Below are 18,809 nucleotides of genomic sequence, written 5' to 3' on the forward strand. Positions count from 1 at the left end.
ACGTAGATTCCACATCTGTAAAAATCCTGATCGTAAGAATGTGGATCAGGACGTACCCTTTCTCGTCACAGCTTTAGAAATGACTGCTACTCAGGTATCTTCCACAACACCTCAGACCGCAGCCTCGGTTCGCGATCTCGTTCAGGACGCTTATCATCAGGGGGCTTCCAGTCTCTATATGCAAATTGGTCGCGCTCCTTTTTACCGACTACAGGGCAAACTCATTCCTCAAGATCACTTTGCGCTGATCACACCCGATCGCTACAACCATTACATCCAAGAAATTTTATCGCCATCGCAGCTGAAGCAATATCTCGAAACTCAAAAGCTAGACACGAGTGTGCAGATCCAGGGGTTCATCCAAGCCCGGTTAAATTGTGGTCTGACGACACAGGGCGTTCCAGCAATGAGTTTGAGTGCGATCGAGTTGGATCAGCCGAGCGAAGATTTGAAAGAATTTGGAACCATTCGCCGCATGGTAAAAGATGCATTAGAACAAAACGCATCCGACATTCATCTGCAAGTTGGCGAAACTCCGAGATATCGCATTCAGGGACAGATGCACTTGCAAGCGCAATACGGAACCATCACATCCCGCCAGTTTGAAGAATTTCTAGAAGAAATCCTCTCCCCTGAGCAACGAGAAGCTTTTCATACCAAGCAAGAATTAGACACTGCCATTTTCTATCCAAATCTTGTGCGATGCCGAGTTAATTGCGCTCAATCGTTGATGGGTGGCGTGATGGTGTTACGGCTCATTTCCCTAGAAGTGCCCACAATCGCGAAACTCCGACTTCCCGATCGTTTAGCCCAACTCGTTGAAGAACGCCAAGGATTGATCCTCGTCACTGGACCTGTCAACTCTGGAAAATCCACGTCACTCGCGGCAATGCTGCGTCATGTCAACGACACGTTACCTCGCAAAATTGTCACGATCGAAGATCCGATTGAATATGTTCATGCCTCCAATCAATGCTTGATCACGCAGCGAGAAGTTGGACTTCATACCCAGGAATTTAAAGAGGCACTCCGCGCAGCCCTACGGCAAGATCCAGATATCTTGCTGATTGGAGAGATGCGCGATCGCGAAACCGTCGATACAGCAATCCGCGCAGCACTCACCGGACATTTAGTTCTCGGAACACTCCATACCAAAGGAACCGTCAACGCCGTGAAGCGGCTCCTCAACTTCTATACCCCCGAAGAACAAGACTCGGTTCGCATTCAAATCGTAGAAGCTTTGAGAGCCGTCATTGGACAAGCCCTTGTCCCAACGATCCAAGGCGGTCGAGCAGCAGCACTTGAAATCATGCTCAATACCGATACCATTCGCGATTATCTACAAAAAGGCTGCATCGACGAAATTTATCAACTGATGGAAGAAGGCACAGACGGCTCTCAAACTCTGAACCAAGCGTTATTCGATCTCTATAAAAATGGTGAGATTACCGATGAGAATGCGCTATCAGCATCGCTTCATCCAGACGACTTAAATTACATGATCAAAAACGAATCGCGTCGATCGAGCCGCTCTGGATTGATGAGCAAGGCTTACTACAATCAATCGCCACTCTAGGACAGGGTTGTTTTCAGCTAGAAAAAATGATTTGATTCAGCGCGTTGTGACTTGGCTCAACTCTCTAGCCCAGGATCTCGATGGGTAGAGGAACGTTGAATGTCAATCCTTATGGAGGATGCAAAATCATTCATCGCCTGAAAGTTAAATCTACCGACTTTAGTTCGATCGCGAATTCAACCGCCAGAAGTCACGGAATTCCGTGACTTTTTTATTAAGTTCTTGAAAACCTTTGCTATGTAAGTACTTCAGCCAATTATTAAATTTTTGTCATATTTAACAGCGGCTTACTATAATGTGAACGATTGTAAAGGTTTCAGAAAGGCAACCACTTCAATCCGAAAGTGCTCTGAATCATTGAGAAGATTCAGAATGTTCAGTTGATAAATCTCTTTAGATAGAGGGATTCTATGTTCCACCATCTGATAGTCCAATCCAAAAACCTCTACATTCTGTTGTTTAAGTTCACTTTACTTAATAAAACCGGGGTAGAATGATTCCAGTAGGTAGAAATCCTCATTGGACATTCCTCCCTTCTACAACTTGATCCGCCAAGCACCTTACAAGTGTTTGATCGTGGGAATTGTGACCGCCGCCTCACTATTGAGACATTACCCCGCCGCCACGACTCCCGCCGCCCGTAGCCTCGCTTTTTGAATCGGGCAACTTTAGCGGATTGAGTCTAAACGGTTTAAAGCACCGATCCCCCTCTGATCTCTCTACAAACTGGTCACTGATGTCATGGTGAGTACTTCATTTCCTTGGTTAACGGCCATTATCGCCCTACCTCTTGTCGCTTCCTTCATGATTCCCCTTGTCCCTGATAAACAGGGTAAAACGGTTCGTTGGTATGGCTTAGGTGTCGGTTTGGCGGATCTCGTTCTCGCAATCTATGCTTTTTGGAAGCACTACGATTTCCAAAATCCGGATTTTCAGCTCGTCGAAAATTACGCCTGGATTCCCCAAATCGGTGTGAACTGGACACTGGCAGTCGATGGCATTTCAATGCCGCTCGTCATTCTAGCGGCTCTGGTCACAACACTCTCCATGCTGGCAGGCTGGAAAGTTACCAATAAGCCTCGCTTGTTCTACTTTCTGCTGCTCATTATGTACAGCGCACAAATTGGGGTGTTCTGTGCTCAAGATATGATTCAGTTCTTCCTGTTATGGGAAGTTGAACTGGTTCCCGTCTACATCCTGATTGCTATCTGGGGTGGGCCTAAGCGTTTGTATGCTGCAACTAAATTCATCCTCTACACCGCATTAGCTTCGATCTTTATTCTAGTTTCGGCACTGTCGATGGCATTCTACGGTGATAACTTCACCTTCAACATGCAAGAGCTAGGACTGAAAGACTATTCTCTGACCTTTGAATTACTGGCTTACGTTGGATTTTTGATTGCGTACGGTGTCAAACTGCCCATTTTCCCACTTCATACTTGGCTACCGGATGCTCACGGTGAAGCTTCTGCTCCAGTTTCAATGATTCTGGCGGGTGTACTTCTGAAGATGGGTGGGTATGCGCTGATTCGGATGAACATGGAGATGCTGCCTCATGCTCACGTTTACTTCGCTCCGATTCTGGCGATTCTCGGAATTGTAAATATTATCTACGGTGCATTGGCTTCCTTTGCTCAAAGAAACTTGAAGCGTCGGATGGCGTACTCTTCGATTTCGCACATGGGCTTTGTGTTGTTGGGGATTGCATCGTTCACCGAACTGGGTATGAGCGGAGCAGTTCTGCAAATGGTTTCCCACGGTTTGATTGCTGCGGCTCTCTTCTTCTTGGCTGGGGTGACTTACGATCGGACTCACACCTTGGATATGGATGAAATGGGTGGACTCGCGAAAAAAATGCCTTCGACCTTTGCCCTGTTCACGATTTGTTCGATGGCATCTCTCGCTCTGCCAGGAATGAGCGGATTTGTGGGTGAGTTAGCTATCTTCCTCGGTTTCACCAGCAGCGACGCTTATACTTCAGCATTCAAAGTCGTTGTGCTTTTACTCGCTGCGGTAGGCTTGATTTTGACTCCGATCTATTTGCTCTCAATGTTGCGTGAAATGTTCTACGGCAAAGAAGGCAAAGCAGTCAAAGAGATTTTCTTAGATGCGAACCCTAGAGAGTTGTTTATTACCGCTTCCTTGATTGTCCCCATCATTGCGATTGGTCTGTATCCAAAACTGATTACGCAGACTTACGATGCGAAAACGGTTCAGGTCGCTCAGAATGCTCGCAATGCGGTTCCGGTTGTTGCACAGCAAATGGTTTCCTTACCTGGATTAGCAGCACCGCAAATTCCTGCTGCTCAGCCCAAACTGTTGGGCATGATCAAGTAAGAAAGAGTTCCCTCAAAGAATGTTCGTTGCCTGGGTAAAAACCCAGGCTTTTTTTGTCGCTATTGTTTGACCTGATGCGCTGAACCGATCGCGGACTTTAAATCTGCAAATCCCGATCGCTGAAGTTTTTCTTCTAATCCCTGCAAGATCCGCTTTACCATGGTTGGACCTTCATAAATCCAGCCTGTATAGACCTGAATCAAACTTGCTCCAGCCGTGATTTTCTCCCAAGCGTCTTCTGCTGAGAACACACCACCGACTCCAATAATCGGTAAGCTGCCCTGCGTTTGTTCCCAGATCAAGCGAATCACTTCCGTCGATCGCGCTTTCACAGGTGCGCCGCTAATTCCGCCTGCTTCATCTTGAATCGCATTGCCTCGAATCGTTTGAGTCTTCAGACCGTCTCGTCGGATCGTGGTATTCGTTGCGATAATGCCAGCTAATTGATATCGCTGAGCGAGTTCAACGATCGCAGCAATATCTTCTGTTGCTAAATCTGGTGCAATCTTGACCAGCAAGGGTTTTTCCGATTGATTCTCAGTTTGCAGCGCCGACAGAATTGGCTCTAACTGGTCGGTCGATTGCAGAGATCGTAAGCCTGGTGTGTTCGGAGAACTCACATTCACGACAAAGTAATCACCTAGACTTTTGAGTAAGCGAAAACTACTCAGATAATCTTCTGCTGCGGATTCTAGTGGAGTAATTTTCGACTTACCCAAATTGACTCCGATCGGGATGTTAGACACTCGATCTTGCAACCGTTCTTGTAACGCTGCGGCTCCTTGATTGTTAAAGCCCATGCGATTGAGAACCGCCAAATCTTCGACTAATCTGAACAATCGCGGCTGCGGATTTCCCGGTTGAGCGTGAAAGGTGACGGTTCCCACTTCTACAAACCCGAAGCCAAAGCTAGGTAAAACATTGGTTGCAACGCCATCTTTATCAAAGCCTGCCGCAAGTCCGATCGGATTTGGAAAATTTAACCCCCAAAGCGTTTGAGATAGCTGAGGCGAGGTATATCCATACAGGCGTTCTAAATACGATCGCAACCAGCTTTGCTCCGGTGAACTGAGCCACGAGAGCGATCGCATTGCCTGAGAATGAAGAAATTCCGGATCAGCTTTCAACCCAGAAAACAGCACCGGACGCAGCATCGATCGATAAAAATCTGACACGGTAAAAAAATCAGTTCTTACAAGAGAGCAAGGCTACAGTAGCGCATTTTGAGCGTGGAATATCGTGCAAAACCAATTCGCTCCGGGCACTCTAAAGAGCGAGTAGGCAACTGTGCCTGTCCGTGTTATCCCCCGACAGATCGCTCATGGGTTACTCGAAAGAGACAACACAATCCCAACATCAATTACTTGCCCTCAGCCGTGTATTGCAACAATTACGTGAGGGTAATACTGTCGCGATCGAAACGATTTATCTCTATCTCAATACTTGTTTCATGTTCGATCTCGTTTGGATCGGACTTTACGATCGTACCGAACATCGTTTAATTGGTAAAGGGGGAAAAAGCCCGATTTCAGATTCGCCGCTGCTCAAACAGCGATTTTCACTGACAGCAGGCGATATTCTTGAACAGGCAGTGATCCAGCAAAAACCTCTGACCCTTCCAGATCTCAGAGAAGAGCAGCGAGCAAATGAATGGCGTAGATTTGCTGAAAAAGCAAATATTCAAGGCACGATCATTTTTCCAATTACGTTTAAAGATCGGTGTCATGGAGTTGCCATTTTAGGCTCGCGGCTATGGGGAAATTTTCCAAAAGCTGACGAGCGATCGCTGATTTCGATCGCATTAGGTGAGTTTGCTGCAACGCTAGAAACCGCAGAAGTAGAACTCAAAAAGCAGCAAATTAAACCCATTGATCGCCCAGTTCTGGCAATGCTAGAAGAACTGCGACTTCTTAAAAACTTTGACCAGCGATTGGATCGGGTGATCGATCAGACGCAGCAATTCATTCAGCCTGCGCGAACGAGTGTGTATTGGTTTGAAAGAACTCATCGGTGTTTTTGGCGCAGAGCAACGAGTCAAAAAGGGACACGTTTGAGCGATCAAACCACAGGGTTAACAGTCCAAGAAATGAGCAGCTTTTATCAGGCACTCAAAGCAGATCAGGTGATTGCGATCGGTGAATCGATGGGAATGGTCAAAGCTCACCTTACCATGCGTGTCATGGAATATATTCGAGCACGATCGCTAATTGCTGCGCCGATTTTGTACCAAGATGAACTCTTAGGATTTCTTGCCGCAGAAAGTGATGAACCGAGAGTGTGGCAGGATGCAGAAAAACAGTTGATTCGAGCAGCCGCACAACTGATCGCGCTGGTCTCTCCACTCGAAGAAATGGAAGCTACGATCGAGCAAATCAAACTCGATCAGGCGTTGACCGCAAAAGTTGCTCAAGCAATTTACAGCATCAGCGATGGAAAAACGGCTCTACAAAATGCTGCGGCTCTACTGATTCAACGCTTGAAAATTGATCGGGTGCTGGCTTTGAGCTATAGCGCTGATCACGATGCATTTGAAGTTCACTATCAGATCCAGCCGAAGTATAAGAAAACATTACCCACTTGGTTCGCATCATTAAGTCCGATTGATTGGCAAATGTTAGAGAAATCGACCGATGCGATCGCGATTGAGAATTTAGAAGATGATTTGCGATTTGCAGCTTGGAGAACGCCCCTCCTCGAAATGGGAGTACGATCGCTGTTAGTTTGTAATACAGCACCCGGTCAATCTATCCAAGGACTCGTGATTTTGGCACATGAAGCTCCCAGAGTCTGGAGCCAAGTAGAAAGCGAATTAACCAAGATTGTTGCTCAGCAGATTGGGATTGTCCTGAGACAGTGGAAGTTGCAGCAGCAAAATGAACAACAGCAGAAAATTTATCAAACCATTCAATGGGGATTGACCACGATTCAGCAAACCCAGCATCTGGATTTGCTGGAAAAGTCAGCTTTGCAATACATTGGTCAGACGTTAGAAGCGCCATTAGCGATTTTGGTGGCTTGGTCAGCAGGGCGACGGGTTGGACGAATTGTGCAATCGAATCAGGAGCGCAAATTCAATCTTGATCCGGTGATGAAAGTCTCGGTCGAGACGGATACCTTTCTTCACCGCGTCCTCGCTCATGAGGGAGTTCTACCAGTCTCGATCGATGAAATTCCCATTGAAACTCGCCAATGGTTAAATGCTCCCGGAATCGGTCAGCTCCTCGCCATTACACTCCGCACTGCGCCAGAGCATGAGCCGACCGGAATTTTACTGGTGGCGGATAGTTTGGGGCGGCAATGGATTGATCGAGAACATCAAGTACTGAATACGCTGGTCGCACAGCTCGCTTGGTCACGTCGCCATTTGATGATCTCGGAAAGTTTAAAGCGCGATCGCGAACGGCTAGAACGTCTGAGCTGGTATAAGCATCGGCGTTTAGAAGACATGTATCGCACGGTGAAATTTAGCGCGTCCAAGCTAAGCGAACTCCCAGAAACAACTCCACGCCATACCCAACTTGTGCGTCAAATCGAGGACGCGATCGAACCTGCACGCCAAGTCATCCGGGATGAACAGTGGCAATTAACCGTGAGAAACGAAACCGTTCAAATGATTGGATTAGTTAGACGCGCCCTCGATCGCGTCGATCATCTGATCAAACAACGTCAACTCTGGTCACAAGTTCATCATGAAATTAATCCGATGGTCTTTGGAGACATTACTAAGATTGAATTGGTCTTGTATGAATTGCTCCTAATTGCCTGCCAGCGAGCCAATCTAGGAGGACGGATTGACATTTGGTGTCGGCCGATTGACGCACAGTGGTTAGAGATTGCAATTACCGATGATGGCACGGTCGAGCCGCGCCTCGTCGAAGATCTAGAAGCTGGACGGGCTGTAGACTTACTTGCTCCTTCGACTTTAGATAAAGTCCCTGGATTGCATCTAGCCATTTGCCAATCTTTGATGCAGCAAATGGGATCGGAATTCAACCTTTACAAATTGGAAGATGGGCGCATTATGAGTCGATTAGTACTATCAATCGGGTAGGATTACGGAATTTCATAGACTTTAGTCTTCACAAACTAAAACTCCCGATACAATGTTCGCTGTAAGGCTTGAATTGAGTTCGACCTAAAAGACTTTTGACTTGTGAGGGTGGTATGGCTACGGCACTGAATTCTAGACGATCAAAAAAATTAGGTTCGGTGTCCCATTCATCTCTGCGGCAATTACCGAATCAGGAAAAACCCCCTCAATGGTTGCGATCGCTGCTTCTAGCTCAACAGGCTTCAGTGATTGCCACATTTGTTTTGGCAGGTTCAGTACTTGCTGTTTATGGCTGGACAGTGTATTCTCAGCAACTCTGGGGTAGAGAATACAGCAAACTGGAACAATTACGCCGCAGTGAACGCCAAATCACTGAAAGTGGAGAAGTTCTTAAAAATCAGATTGCTGATCAGTCGGCTCGTCCCGGTGCGGGTCTGGTGCCTTCTAAACCGGAAAATATGATTTTTCTCAAAACGGCTCCGATGCGTCCCGATAATGCTGTTGCTCCCTCTTCGCAAGCTTCGCCCGTTGCTCCCATAGGATATTAGTCATGTCAAAACGAGGAAAGCCCACCTCCTCACCTCATCGTCCCCCAACGCCCAACCCACGGAGATCGAAACTGCCGTTGATGGTGGAACAAGCCTATGAACGTGTTTTTGACTCTTCTGCAACCGCACAAGCATTCGGGCGATTTGCGGATCATTGGGTAGAACGATTCCGGACGGCTCAAGCAAAACCCAGCGCACGTCGCCTCTTTATCGTCTGGGCAATTCTCGTCGGTGCAACAGGACTATTAGCCTTAAATCTCGTTCGACTCCAGGTGTTTCAGGCTCCTGATTTGTTGGAGCAAGCGCGATCGCAACAAACGACGTTTTTACGTCCCTTTGTCCCCCGTCGCCCGATTAGCGATCGCAATGGCAATACGTTAGCGATCGATCGTCCGGTTTATACCCTCTACGCACACCCGATCGCCTTTAAAGCTCCGAAAACGGAAATTGCCACCCGACTCTCTAGTGTTCTCGGAACGACCCCGGGCGAATTATTGCAACGGTTTAATTCAGCAGAAAGTGGGGTTCGCGTCGAATATGCGATTTCTGAAGCGGCAGCCGATCGCATTCAAGGGATGCAAATCGACGGATTAGAACTTGCTCAACAGCAGCAGCGCCTTTATCCACAGCAAAATCTCACAGCCGATGTCGTTGGGTATTTGGACATCGATCGCATTGGACAGGCAGGTGTTGAATATACGCATAGTAATCTTTTAGAGCGATCGGTAAAATCGGTGCGATTGAGCCGGACAGGGGCTGGTGTGATGATGCCAGATCGGATTCCGGGCGGATTTTTACAGTCAGATAATTTGCATTTGCAATTAACGATTGATAGCCGAATTCAACGCGCTGCGCTTGTAGCCCTGCAACCGCAGTTGAAGAAATTCAAGGCAAAGCGTGGGGTCGTGATTGTGATGGATGCCAGAGATGGAGGGATTCGGGCATTAGTGTCTGATCCGTCTTATGACCCGAATGAATTCTACAAAGCAAAAGTTGAGCAGTTTAAGAACTGGGCATTGACGGATTTGTATGAGCCAGGATCAACGTTTAAGCCGTTGAATGTTGCGATCGCGCTAGAAGCAGGTGCGATCCAGCCGAATCAAGTGATCAACGATGAAGGGGCAACCCAAATTGACGGATGGCCGATTCAGAATTTTGACTACTCCAGCGCAGGGGCACGCGGACCCAGCACGATTACTCAGATTTTGGAGCATTCGAGCAATGTTGGCATGGTGAGAATTGTGCAGCAAATGCCTCGCCCCACCTATTACGCTTGGTTGGAAAAAATTGGTTTAGGAAAACCGACCGGAATTGATTTGCCATTTGAAACAGCAGGACAACTTAAAGATCAGAAAACTTTCTCTGAATCTGCGGTTGATGCGGCAACCAGTTCTTTTGGTCAAGGATTTTCGCTCACCGCCATGCAGCTTGTGCAACAACAAGCCATTCTTGCCAGCGGCGGCAAGTTGTTAACGCCGCATGTGGTGCAAGGGTTATTTGATGAGAATGGACAACCTTACTGGCGGGCAACCTTGCCTGAGCCGAAGCAAGTCTTTTCGCCGCAGACCACGCAAACCGTACTGCGAATGATGGAATCGGTTGTGCAAAACGGAACCGGGAAAGCCGCGCAAATTCCGAATTATCGGATTGGTGGGAAGACGGGAACCGCACAGAAGGCAGGCCCGAATGGTGGATATATTGAGGGCGCGAAGATTACAAGTTTTGTGAGTATTTTTCCGATCGATGCGCCGCGTTATGTAGTAGCAGCAGTCATTGATGAGCCAAAAGGAGAAGATGCATTTGGTTCGACAGTGGCAGCCCCGATTGTGAAAGCGGTGATGGAGGCGTTAATTACAGCGGACAAGATTCCTCCAAGTCAGCCGGATGCACCTGCGCCGAATGCGATTCAGAATCCTGTGCCGAATCCAGCGGCGACACCGTAGTCGTCAACTCTATGAATTTTGGGGAGTGGGGAGTAGGGAGAACCAGACTCAGATTGTGCCCTATCTCCCTATCAGATTGATTGTGGCAGCCGATGCAATCTGCTTACTCTTCCGGTTTTACCTGGGGAAGACCCATGCTGTAGTTCAATACGCGGCTTTCTAGGTTGTAGGAGATTTCGCCTTTTTGAAGCAGCGATCGCACTAAATGCTCCAAATCTGACCCAATTCGGCGCAAATTGTAGTCCGTTAGGGATTCGCCGCTGTAAGATTCAACCAGTTCATCAAACTTGCTGTAGATCTTTTGCAGTGCATCTTGATTCCACAGCAGCTCATTGTCGGGATCAACGTCTAGTGTCAGAACCTTATCGCTCTCAACTAGCTCATTATTTTGCACTTCTGCCGTAAAAATATGAATGTGGCGAGTTGTGGATTTGAGTAACATAGGCTGACCTAAGATTCGTATAACCTGCTTTAAGCATTGTAAATGCACTTCCTGCGAAAAATCTTCATCGCCTCAAATCTGTCCATCGATCTTCCTCGCCCCTAAGAATTGATTTCTCATGTCGAAAGTCCTCAAACTCCTATTTATCCGCCACGCTCAATCGATCGGGAACATCGAAAAACGGATGCAAGGTCACGGCGATTACGAACTCTCTCCGCTGGGTCGGCAACAGTCAGAGAGCCTTGCCAAGACTCTTCGGACTGAATCGTGGCGACCTTCGCACGTTTATACCAGTCCGCTCAAACGGGCAGTGCAAACGACGGAAATTTTACTCTCCTATTTTCAAGTGCCGCATCTACCCGCAGCGGTGAGCGATTTGATCGATCCAGATAGCGAAACCCCAATCGAAGCAGACGAGCCGAGTCCAAAAACAATTCCAGTCGAACACGCAGAAGAATTAAAAGAATTTCAGAACGGAATTTTTCAAGGGTTAACTTGGGCAGAAGCACAGACTCGGTATCCGGATTTGTGTCGAAAACTGGAAAGTTCGCCAGATTGGATTCCGATTCCAGAAGCAGAAACGCTATACGATGCCCGCGATCGCGCGAAACGATTTCTCGATCGAATTATGCAGCGTCATCGCGACGGGGATCAACTTTGGATTGTTAGCCATAGCTGGATTTTGCAACACTTAATCGCTCAATTACTAGGAAGCGATAGATCTTGGCGATTACGGGCGCACAATACTGCCCTGTTTGAGTTTTGGATTGATCGATCGCGATGGGAACTGCAAAATCAGAATCGCTTCAATACAGACTTATGGCAAATTCGTCGGTTTAATGATTCGCGTCATTTACATTAGAAATACTGACGTAAGATATCGGTCAGAATTGCGTTTTTTAGACAAAAAAATGTCCTTTTTGAAAGTTATGCTTGCTCTAATTACCAAAACACGAGATATATTATCGTAGAGCCTTCCGAGTCAGGGTTATTCGTTTACTTACTAATAAATCCTCATGATTGTAAGTCCGGTCAACGATATCTACAGGCAAGCTCATCAAGGGAGCGTTGCAGCGATCATTCAAGTTCTGAATGATAAGCTTTCAGATTCAGGCGTCAGAACTCGTGCGATTTTCGCAAACGGGGTTTTGCAACTGCTCTGTGAAGCGGCGACTGCGGAACAGCTCGATCGAGCCGCCCTTACCGAGCGCATTCGCAAGATTCTCGAGTCGATTTCGCCGCGCAATGTGCGACGAGTCAATATCAACTGTCGAATTGTGCGCGAGCAGCAGTTGCTTTGGTTTGAGGAAATCAATCGCGATCCCGATGGGCAGTTGCTTTGGGCACAAGAGATTGCGCTGCGACGACCGAACCCAATTAAAGGGATGTTTCAAGATTTACGAGAGACGTTCAGTGAGCGCGATGATCTGCCCCGAACGCTTTCTCCCCAAGCTGTACGCGAGAAACGGCAATTCAATCGCGGGATTTTGGGTGGAGTGGTGTTGACGGCAGGCTTGATGTTGGCGGGACTCGGGGTTTATGCCATGACCGGCGGCAAGATTCTGCCGGGGCAGCCTCCACAAGCAGCAGATTCTCCTCAAGCAACCTGGAAAAGCAGTATTAAGCAAGATGGTGACTCCTTTGCAACCGCAGTCCGAGTTGCAGAACGAGCAGCCAAAGCGAGTAAAGATGCCAAAACCCCGGCTCAGTGGCAAGAAGTAGCGGATATGTGGGGAACGGCTTCACGGTTGATGTCTGAAGTTCCGAACAATCATGCTCGTGCGGATGTCGCTAAAAATCGAACTCAGGCTTACCGTAAAAACCAGGAAGTTGCTCTGCGGAACTTAAAATAATTTTGTGTTCGCAATTTATGTGAGGCTGTTGACAATTGCAACAATTGCATACAGTGCCATTTTTGATTGAGATGCTTTGCTCAAGCAATGTTGCGATCGCACTCAATCATTCTTGAGCCAGAGTCTTAATGTAATCTTCCAGGCTACTCTAAGTGCGATCGAGTTACCGTTGAAGGAACGATTGCTTCTGGCTGTTACAGAGTTAGCAGAGAATTTTTATGGCACAAAGTTTTGGTGTAATTGGTCTTGCCGTGATGGGCGAGAACCTCGCGCTCAACGTTGAGCGGAACGGATTCCCAGTTTCGGTCTATAATCGCAGCCGCGAAAAAACCGATGCCTTCATGGCACAGCGGGCAGGCGGCAAGAATGTTCAGGCGACTTATACGATCGAAGAGTTTGTCGCTTCATTAGAACGTCCGCGTAAGATTTTGATCATGGTGAAAGCGGGTGCGCCTGTGGATGCGATGATCGAGCAGTTGAAGCCGCTATTGGATGAAGGAGATATCCTCATCGATGGCGGTAATTCTTTATTTAGCGATACGGCGCGTCGAGCACGCGAACTCGAAGCGGCTAAGTTCACCTTCATCGGGATGGGCGTAAGCGGCGGTGAAGAAGGCGCGTTAAATGGGCCGAGCTTGATGCCAGGTGGAACAAAAACGGCTTATGAATATCTAGAGCCGATTTTGACGAAGATTGCGGCTCAGGTGGATGATGGGGCTTGTGTGACTTACATCGGGCCAGGTGGCGCGGGTCACTACGTCAAAATGGTGCACAACGGCATTGAGTATGGCGATATGCAGTTGATTGCAGAAGCCTATGATTTGCTGAAAAATGTGGGCGGATTGACTCAGGACGAGTTGCATCAGGTCTTCATGGAGTGGAATGAGACTCCTGAGTTGAATTCGTATTTGATTGAAATTACCGCAGATATTTTCAAAGTCTTTGATCCCGATACTCAGAAGCCTTTGGTTGAGTTGATTCTGGATGCTGCCGGGCAGAAGGGAACGGGTCGCTGGACGGTGACGGATGCGTTGGAATTGGGGGTTGCGATTCCGACGATTATTGCTGCGGTGAATGCGCGGATTATGTCGTCTTATAAGACGGAGCGGATGGAAGCTTCGCAGCAGTTGAGCTATGAGAGTCCGAAGTTTGAGGGCGATCGCAAAACGTTTATTGATGCAGTGCGAGATGCGCTGTATTGCTCGAAGATTTGTTCTTACGCGCAAGGGATGGCGTTGCTGAATGTTGCGTCGCAAAACTATGGCTATGAGTTGAATTTGGCGGAATGTGCGCGGATTTGGAAGGGCGGCTGTATTATTCGGGCGGGCTTCCTGGGTAAGATTCAACACGCATTTATCGAAAATCCGACATTGCCGAATTTGCTGTTGGCTCCGGAGTTTAGGCAGACGATTCTCGATCGTCAATCGGCTTGGCGTGAGGTGATTATGGCGGCGGCACGGCATGGAATTGCGGTTCCGGCATTTAGTGCGTCGCTGGATTATTTCGATAGTTATCGTCGCGATCGCTTGCCACAAAATTTAACGCAGGCGCAACGCGATTATTTTGGGGCGCATACTTATCTGCGGACGGACAAAGAAGGCGTATTCCACACGGAATGGACGGCTTTGGCGCAGGAGTCGGCTTCGAGTTTTTCGACTCCGCAGAAGTTGGTTGCGGATCAGCCACGTCCAAGTGCGGATGATGTTGAGATAAAAGAAGTGCAGACTAATCGTTAGTCAGTTACACTGAGTCATCTAGCTTGGGAACGTCTGCAAAAAAGGGTCGATCGAGGTTTCTCGATCGACCTTTTGTTTAGATCATCGGAATTCTTCAAATTCTTCTTCGGTAATTCCAAGCTGTTCAAGAATCTCGTGGAAGAGCCAACCGCCAATTTCGCTGTTTCCATGAACTGGAATGGTGGTTGCTCTACCGTCTGGATGTTTCCAGCGGGCATGGCTTCCTTTCTGCCTAGCCTTTTCAAATCCTAATTTCTTCGCAGCTTTAGCGAGTTCGCTGGCTCTAGCTGGGATGAGCAACAACCAATTTCACATCAGGGGGCAGCACTTTTCCTTCTTCTAGGTATTCTTCTTGAATCATGTCAAATACGCTGATAAGCTCGGCTCTTGCTTCTTCTGAGGTTTGTCCCCAGGCATGACAACCTGAAATTGCAGGAACATAAGCTACAAAAGTCCCGTTGTCTTCGGGGCGGATAACGATCGTATAGTCTTGCAAGTTTTTCATCATACGTTCGCGGTTCTTGCTGAAGTTTGGAAGGAGGTTGGGAGAGGTTCGTAGGGCAGGAATGTGAGAACTTGTTATAAGTGGAGATCGTATACGGGCTATTTAAGTAGGTGTAGATTGATCATACTGGCGAAATTTGCGATCGCGGTTTTGAAAAGAGCGATCGCTGATTTACTTTCTGCGTGGCGCTCTAATGTAAGGTGGAATTCTGCGAGATTGCTCACAGATTGGCAAAGCGGTTTAATCAAGCAATCGGCTCAGTTGTTTATAGACTTCATCATCGTTGCGTTTGCCGACTAAGATCACTTCGACGAGATCTGATTCTGGATCAAAGCGGTAAACAATTCTGTATTCACCGGGGTCTACTCGATAATAACCCTCGTAACCCTTGAGAGCTTTGCTATCCACAGGTAAGGGTTCGAGATTTAACATAAGAACTTTTTTGGAAATTTGAGCCGCGATTTTGGGCTGAAGTCCTTTGATGAATTCGAGAACGGATTCTAGACCATCCAGTTTTGCCATATTTGCTACTGGTTGAGATCGTCTAAGTTCGCAAGTTGCTGAAGTTCGGTGATAAATGCCTCGGTTCCGATCAGGGATGAGTTTTGGAGTGCAGTTTCAGCCTGTTTGCCGAGTGCGCGATCTTCTAGTTCGGTTAATCGATCGATGAGCTGTTGATAATTTTGAACGGATAGCACGACGTAACTGGGTCGAGATTGATTGACTAAAATGACTGGTTCGCTGGTTGCGGAGTCTAGGACATCTTGAGATCGCTCTCGCATTTCTTCGATCGAATATTGCTGCATGGTGCCAAATGATTCACGGCAGATGGGACTATTTTAGGCGATTTGTTGAGGATGGCGGCAAGGGTCAAGGGTTCTCAGACGCTTCTAGACAATCGTTCTTCTCAAATCGTCGATCGCTGCTTCACGTTCTGCGAATCTTCCGGGGAGCGAGGCAACCGTTCTTTATTCTGATGCGCTTTGCAGTTGTTGAAGGAGCGATCGTGTCATCGGATCATCCGAGAGTTCGGAAGCTCGTTCGCTTTGTAGCACTTGAACTAAAAAACCGATAAATCCTTGCCAAGCCTGTTGAGTGTAAGGATGTGCTTCTCCGAGTCGATCGTAGAAGATAGCGATCGCTTGGAGATACAATGGCTCTGCTTCTGCGTAGCGCTCTAGTGTTGTGTAGAGTCCTGCGAGATTGCTCAAGTCAATTGCAAAATCGGGATGCTCTTGCCCTAATGCTTGTTGGTCAATTTGAAACGCTTGAATATAAAGCGGTTCGGCTAGCTCATAGCGTCCTTGCGACTCGTACAACAATGCCAAATTGTTCAAACTCGTTGCCACAGCAGGATGCTGTTCTCCCAGGAGCGATCGTCTTAATTCCAGTGCTTGAATGTAGAGCGGTTCGGCTTCCTCATAGCGTCCTTGCGACTTGTACAACAATGCCAAATTGTTCAAACTCGTTGCCACAGCAGGATGCTGTTCTCCCAGGAGCGTTCGCATTAATTCCAGTGCTTGAATGTAGAGCGGTTCGGCTTCCTCATAGCGTCCTTGCGACCGATACAATCCTGCCACATTGTTCAAACTCGTTGCCACAGCAGGATGCTGTTCTCCCAGGAGCGTTCGCGCCACTGTTAACCCCGCATCAAACCAAGGCTCAGCATCGGCATAGAGTCCTTGTCCCTGATAAAATCGTCCAATTCCAATACATACCCAAGTCAGATCATCATCGTCTGCAATCCCGCATTCTTCCCGACTTTTCAACTTCATCAGGTCTTCTGCCACCGCTTGCAGATGTGGAATTGCTGGAGTAACCGCGCCAATCATTTCCAGCGTCGGACTTTGCGGAATTTGTTTCGCAATGCCGATCATCACCTGCGCCACTGCGCTCTGAATCTGCTTTCGCTCCTCCCGCGTCATCTTCTGAGCAAAAAACTCCCGTAACAACGGATGTACCTGATGCTGTCTCTCTCCAACTCGCTGAAGCAAACTCAATTCGATCAGCCGTCTCCGTCCGAGATCGATCGCTTTTGGCTCTAACAATAAACACCACTGCTGCGGAACCTGCGATCGTGCTTTCCAAAACTTCAAGCGCTCCCATCCTCGCTGTTCCGGAGCCTTCACCCGACAAAACTCGATCGCACCTTCAACCCAACTCCACTGCATCGGAGCCGCCGCAAACGTCCCCAACAGCATCGCCAATTGTCGTTCTGCCTCGCTCAGTTTCTCCCAACTCAACTCAAATACAAGCTCGATGCTTTCACCGCGCTTCGCGTTCGCGCTTAGCCCATCGTGTTTCAGCGCTTCCGCTTCTAGTTCCGCCCACAGTTCCGCCAGCGACAAATCTGGTTCCAGTTTGAGAAACTTTGCCACCAGTTGAATCCCTAGCGGCAAATATCCCAACCACTCACACAGTTTTTCTGCGATCGTTTGCCCTTCCAACAGCCGCCGATCGTCGTTGACAGTTTGATAGAGCAACTGATACGCCGCCAACGGGTTCAGCGTCTCGATCGATAACCGTTCGACCCCGGCTTGATCGATCTGCGATCGCGTCGTAATCAAAACTTTGAACCGTGACTCATCCGGCGGCAAAAACGCTGCGATCTCCTGATAGTCCTGCACATTATCAAACACAATCAGACTTTCATCGGCGGGAAACTGTCGCCAACACCAACCCACCAAACTTTCTGAGTCTGGAAATTCTGGCGGCGTGAGATCCAGACATACTCGCGTAAATCTGACAATCTCGATATCAACTCCTTTCCGCGCATTCAACCAACAAATTGCCCCGCGATCTCTCCCTGTCTTCCAATACTGCAACGCATACCGCAACGCCAATTCCGTCTTGCCAATGCCGCCCATCCCCAACACTGCACAAATCGCCAGCCTCTGTCCTGCCTGAAATCGCTTGTGAATGTCGCTGAGTGCCTCCGCTCGTCCCACAAAGAAATCCGTCGTCGATCGCGGTAAGTTATCCGGTGTATTGTTTTGCAGTTCCCCACCGATAGGAACATCAGGCTTTTTTCCAGTAATAATCCCCCGCACTCGTTGCGCTACCCGCAGCAAAATCGCATCCTGTTCATGCTCCGGAAGCCCTTTCAACGGACGCTTCATATCATTTGATGCCTGAAAATCATTCAGCGATCGCTTCTTTTCTTCCCCATTGCGATCGACATATCGAAACTGCGATTCTGCAACTAGACAAGGACTCAACATGATCGGCAACAATGTTGTCTGCCCCTTATCCTGCTGTTCCAAAATCATCGGCACTTCTTTCGCCCGAATATAAGACGACGCAAAAAACGCCGGACTCAGAAGCGCGATCGCGACTTTTGCCGATTGCAAGTTCGCCAGAATCTCCGGATTCCACTCATCTCCAATCTGCAACGCTCGATCGCACCAAATCAGCACATCATGATCAAACTGTAGTGGCGCTAGATGCATTAAAAGCAGATCGAGACAGCGTTTGCGAACCTCTGCATCGTCATTATCTTTGTGAGCATAGCAAATGAAGATGACAGGTCGAGATGGAGTAGTCTGCGTTTCGTCTGGCATGTTCAACTTTTTAACCGGAAGCTACTTCTTTTATACTCACCAAAGCAAAGTTTTTCCGTAACCCGTCACAGTTCTATTAAAAAGACAGACCAATCAGAGAAAAAGCGCGGTAGCTTCGCTTCACAAAGTGATCGTTCTCACTTTTAGATAAAAATTTCTAATCTGAACCTAAAACGTTCTATCTGGCAGACGGAGCGATCGCTCTTTTAGATAAAAATTTCCGTCTCAATTACTCAACGTTCTATGTCAGAGATAAAA

15 protein-coding genes are annotated in these 18,809 nt (G+C 47.9%); 8 read left to right on the forward strand and 7 right to left on the reverse strand.

Annotated features, from left to right (window positions below):
* The first annotated feature begins 40 nt into the window (after positions 1–40).
* Entirely contained in the window at positions 41–1,576 is a 1,536-nt protein-coding gene (locus J0L70_RS09865) for a type IV pilus twitching motility protein PilT (protein ID WP_268183232.1), read from the forward strand.
* Positions 1,577–2,317: 741 nt separating this feature from the next.
* Complete coding sequence (locus tag J0L70_RS09870; RefSeq protein WP_190647095.1) at positions 2,318–3,913, forward strand: NAD(P)H-quinone oxidoreductase subunit 4; 1,596 nt, start codon at positions 2,318–2,320, stop codon at positions 3,911–3,913.
* 59 nt (positions 3,914–3,972) lie between these two features.
* Here the strand turns inward: J0L70_RS09870 and J0L70_RS09875 are convergent, their stop codons facing one another.
* Entirely contained in the window at positions 3,973–5,088 is a 1,116-nt protein-coding gene (locus J0L70_RS09875; RefSeq protein WP_239741287.1) for a quinone-dependent dihydroorotate dehydrogenase, read from the reverse strand.
* Positions 5,089–5,234: 146 nt separating this feature from the next.
* Between J0L70_RS09875 and J0L70_RS09880 the strand changes: the two genes are divergently transcribed.
* The 3 genes from J0L70_RS09880 to J0L70_RS09890 all read left to right on the forward strand — a co-directional run bounded on the left by J0L70_RS09880 (position 5,235) and on the right by J0L70_RS09890 (position 10,455).
* Positions 5,235–7,964: a GAF domain-containing protein gene (locus J0L70_RS09880; RefSeq protein WP_287454296.1), complete on the forward strand. Its 2,730-nt coding sequence runs from the start codon at positions 5,235–5,237 to the stop codon at positions 7,962–7,964.
* A gap of 158 nt (positions 7,965–8,122) precedes the next feature.
* Entirely contained in the window at positions 8,123–8,512 is a 390-nt protein-coding gene (locus tag J0L70_RS09885) for a hypothetical protein (RefSeq protein ID WP_017286286.1), read from the forward strand.
* 2 nt (positions 8,513–8,514) lie between these two features.
* Positions 8,515–10,455 (forward strand): peptidoglycan D,D-transpeptidase FtsI family protein, encoded by a 1,941-nt coding sequence (locus J0L70_RS09890; protein WP_268183239.1) that lies wholly within the window; start codon positions 8,515–8,517, stop codon positions 10,453–10,455.
* A 103-nt stretch (positions 10,456–10,558) separates the two neighbouring features.
* Here the strand turns inward: J0L70_RS09890 and J0L70_RS09895 are convergent, their stop codons facing one another.
* On the reverse strand, positions 10,559–10,897 hold the full coding sequence (locus J0L70_RS09895; protein WP_017286292.1) for an NAD(P)H-quinone oxidoreductase subunit M: 339 nt from the start codon (positions 10,895–10,897) through the stop codon (positions 10,559–10,561).
* A 118-nt stretch (positions 10,898–11,015) separates the two neighbouring features.
* On the opposite strand from J0L70_RS09895, the gene J0L70_RS09900 reads away from it, so the two are divergent.
* The 3 genes from J0L70_RS09900 to gnd all read left to right on the forward strand — a co-directional run bounded on the left by J0L70_RS09900 (position 11,016) and on the right by gnd (position 14,486).
* Complete coding sequence (locus tag J0L70_RS09900; RefSeq protein ID WP_017286293.1) at positions 11,016–11,759, forward strand: histidine phosphatase family protein; 744 nt, start codon at positions 11,016–11,018, stop codon at positions 11,757–11,759.
* A 154-nt stretch (positions 11,760–11,913) separates the two neighbouring features.
* Positions 11,914–12,750 carry a hypothetical protein gene (locus J0L70_RS09905; RefSeq protein WP_017286294.1) on the forward strand — a complete coding sequence of 279 codons (837 nt, stop codon included), beginning with the start codon at positions 11,914–11,916 and terminating at the stop codon, positions 12,748–12,750.
* Positions 12,751–12,968: 218 nt separating this feature from the next.
* Complete coding sequence (gnd, locus tag J0L70_RS09910; protein ID WP_287454300.1) at positions 12,969–14,486, forward strand: NADP-dependent phosphogluconate dehydrogenase; 1,518 nt, start codon at positions 12,969–12,971, stop codon at positions 14,484–14,486.
* Positions 14,487–14,567: 81 nt separating this feature from the next.
* Here the strand turns inward: gnd and J0L70_RS09915 are convergent, their stop codons facing one another.
* The 5 genes from J0L70_RS09915 to J0L70_RS09935 all read right to left on the reverse strand — a co-directional run bounded on the left by J0L70_RS09915 (position 14,568) and on the right by J0L70_RS09935 (position 18,551).
* Entirely contained in the window at positions 14,568–14,786 is a 219-nt protein-coding gene (locus J0L70_RS09915) for a type II toxin-antitoxin system HicA family toxin (RefSeq protein ID WP_287454302.1), read from the reverse strand.
* Complete coding sequence (locus J0L70_RS09920; protein WP_287454304.1) at positions 14,770–14,994, reverse strand: type II toxin-antitoxin system HicB family antitoxin; 225 nt, start codon at positions 14,992–14,994, stop codon at positions 14,770–14,772. Before J0L70_RS09920 ends, J0L70_RS09915 begins: the two co-directional genes overlap by 17 nt.
* 237 nt (positions 14,995–15,231) lie before the next feature.
* Positions 15,232–15,513 carry a type II toxin-antitoxin system RelE family toxin gene (locus J0L70_RS09925; RefSeq protein ID WP_287454306.1) on the reverse strand — a complete coding sequence of 94 codons (282 nt, stop codon included), beginning with the start codon at positions 15,511–15,513 and terminating at the stop codon, positions 15,232–15,234.
* 5 nt (positions 15,514–15,518) lie between these two features.
* On the reverse strand, positions 15,519–15,797 hold the full coding sequence (locus J0L70_RS09930; RefSeq protein ID WP_287454308.1) for a type II toxin-antitoxin system prevent-host-death family antitoxin: 279 nt from the start codon (positions 15,795–15,797) through the stop codon (positions 15,519–15,521).
* Positions 15,798–15,959: 162 nt separating this feature from the next.
* Positions 15,960–18,551 carry a tetratricopeptide repeat protein gene (locus J0L70_RS09935; protein WP_287454310.1) on the reverse strand — a complete coding sequence of 864 codons (2,592 nt, stop codon included), beginning with the start codon at positions 18,549–18,551 and terminating at the stop codon, positions 15,960–15,962.
* Between the last annotated feature and the right edge of the window lie 258 nt (positions 18,552–18,809).

Source organism: Leptolyngbya sp. UWPOB_LEPTO1 (assembly GCF_017302695.1).
Taxonomy (GTDB): domain Bacteria; phylum Cyanobacteriota; class Cyanobacteriia; order Leptolyngbyales; family Leptolyngbyaceae; genus Leptolyngbya; species Leptolyngbya boryana.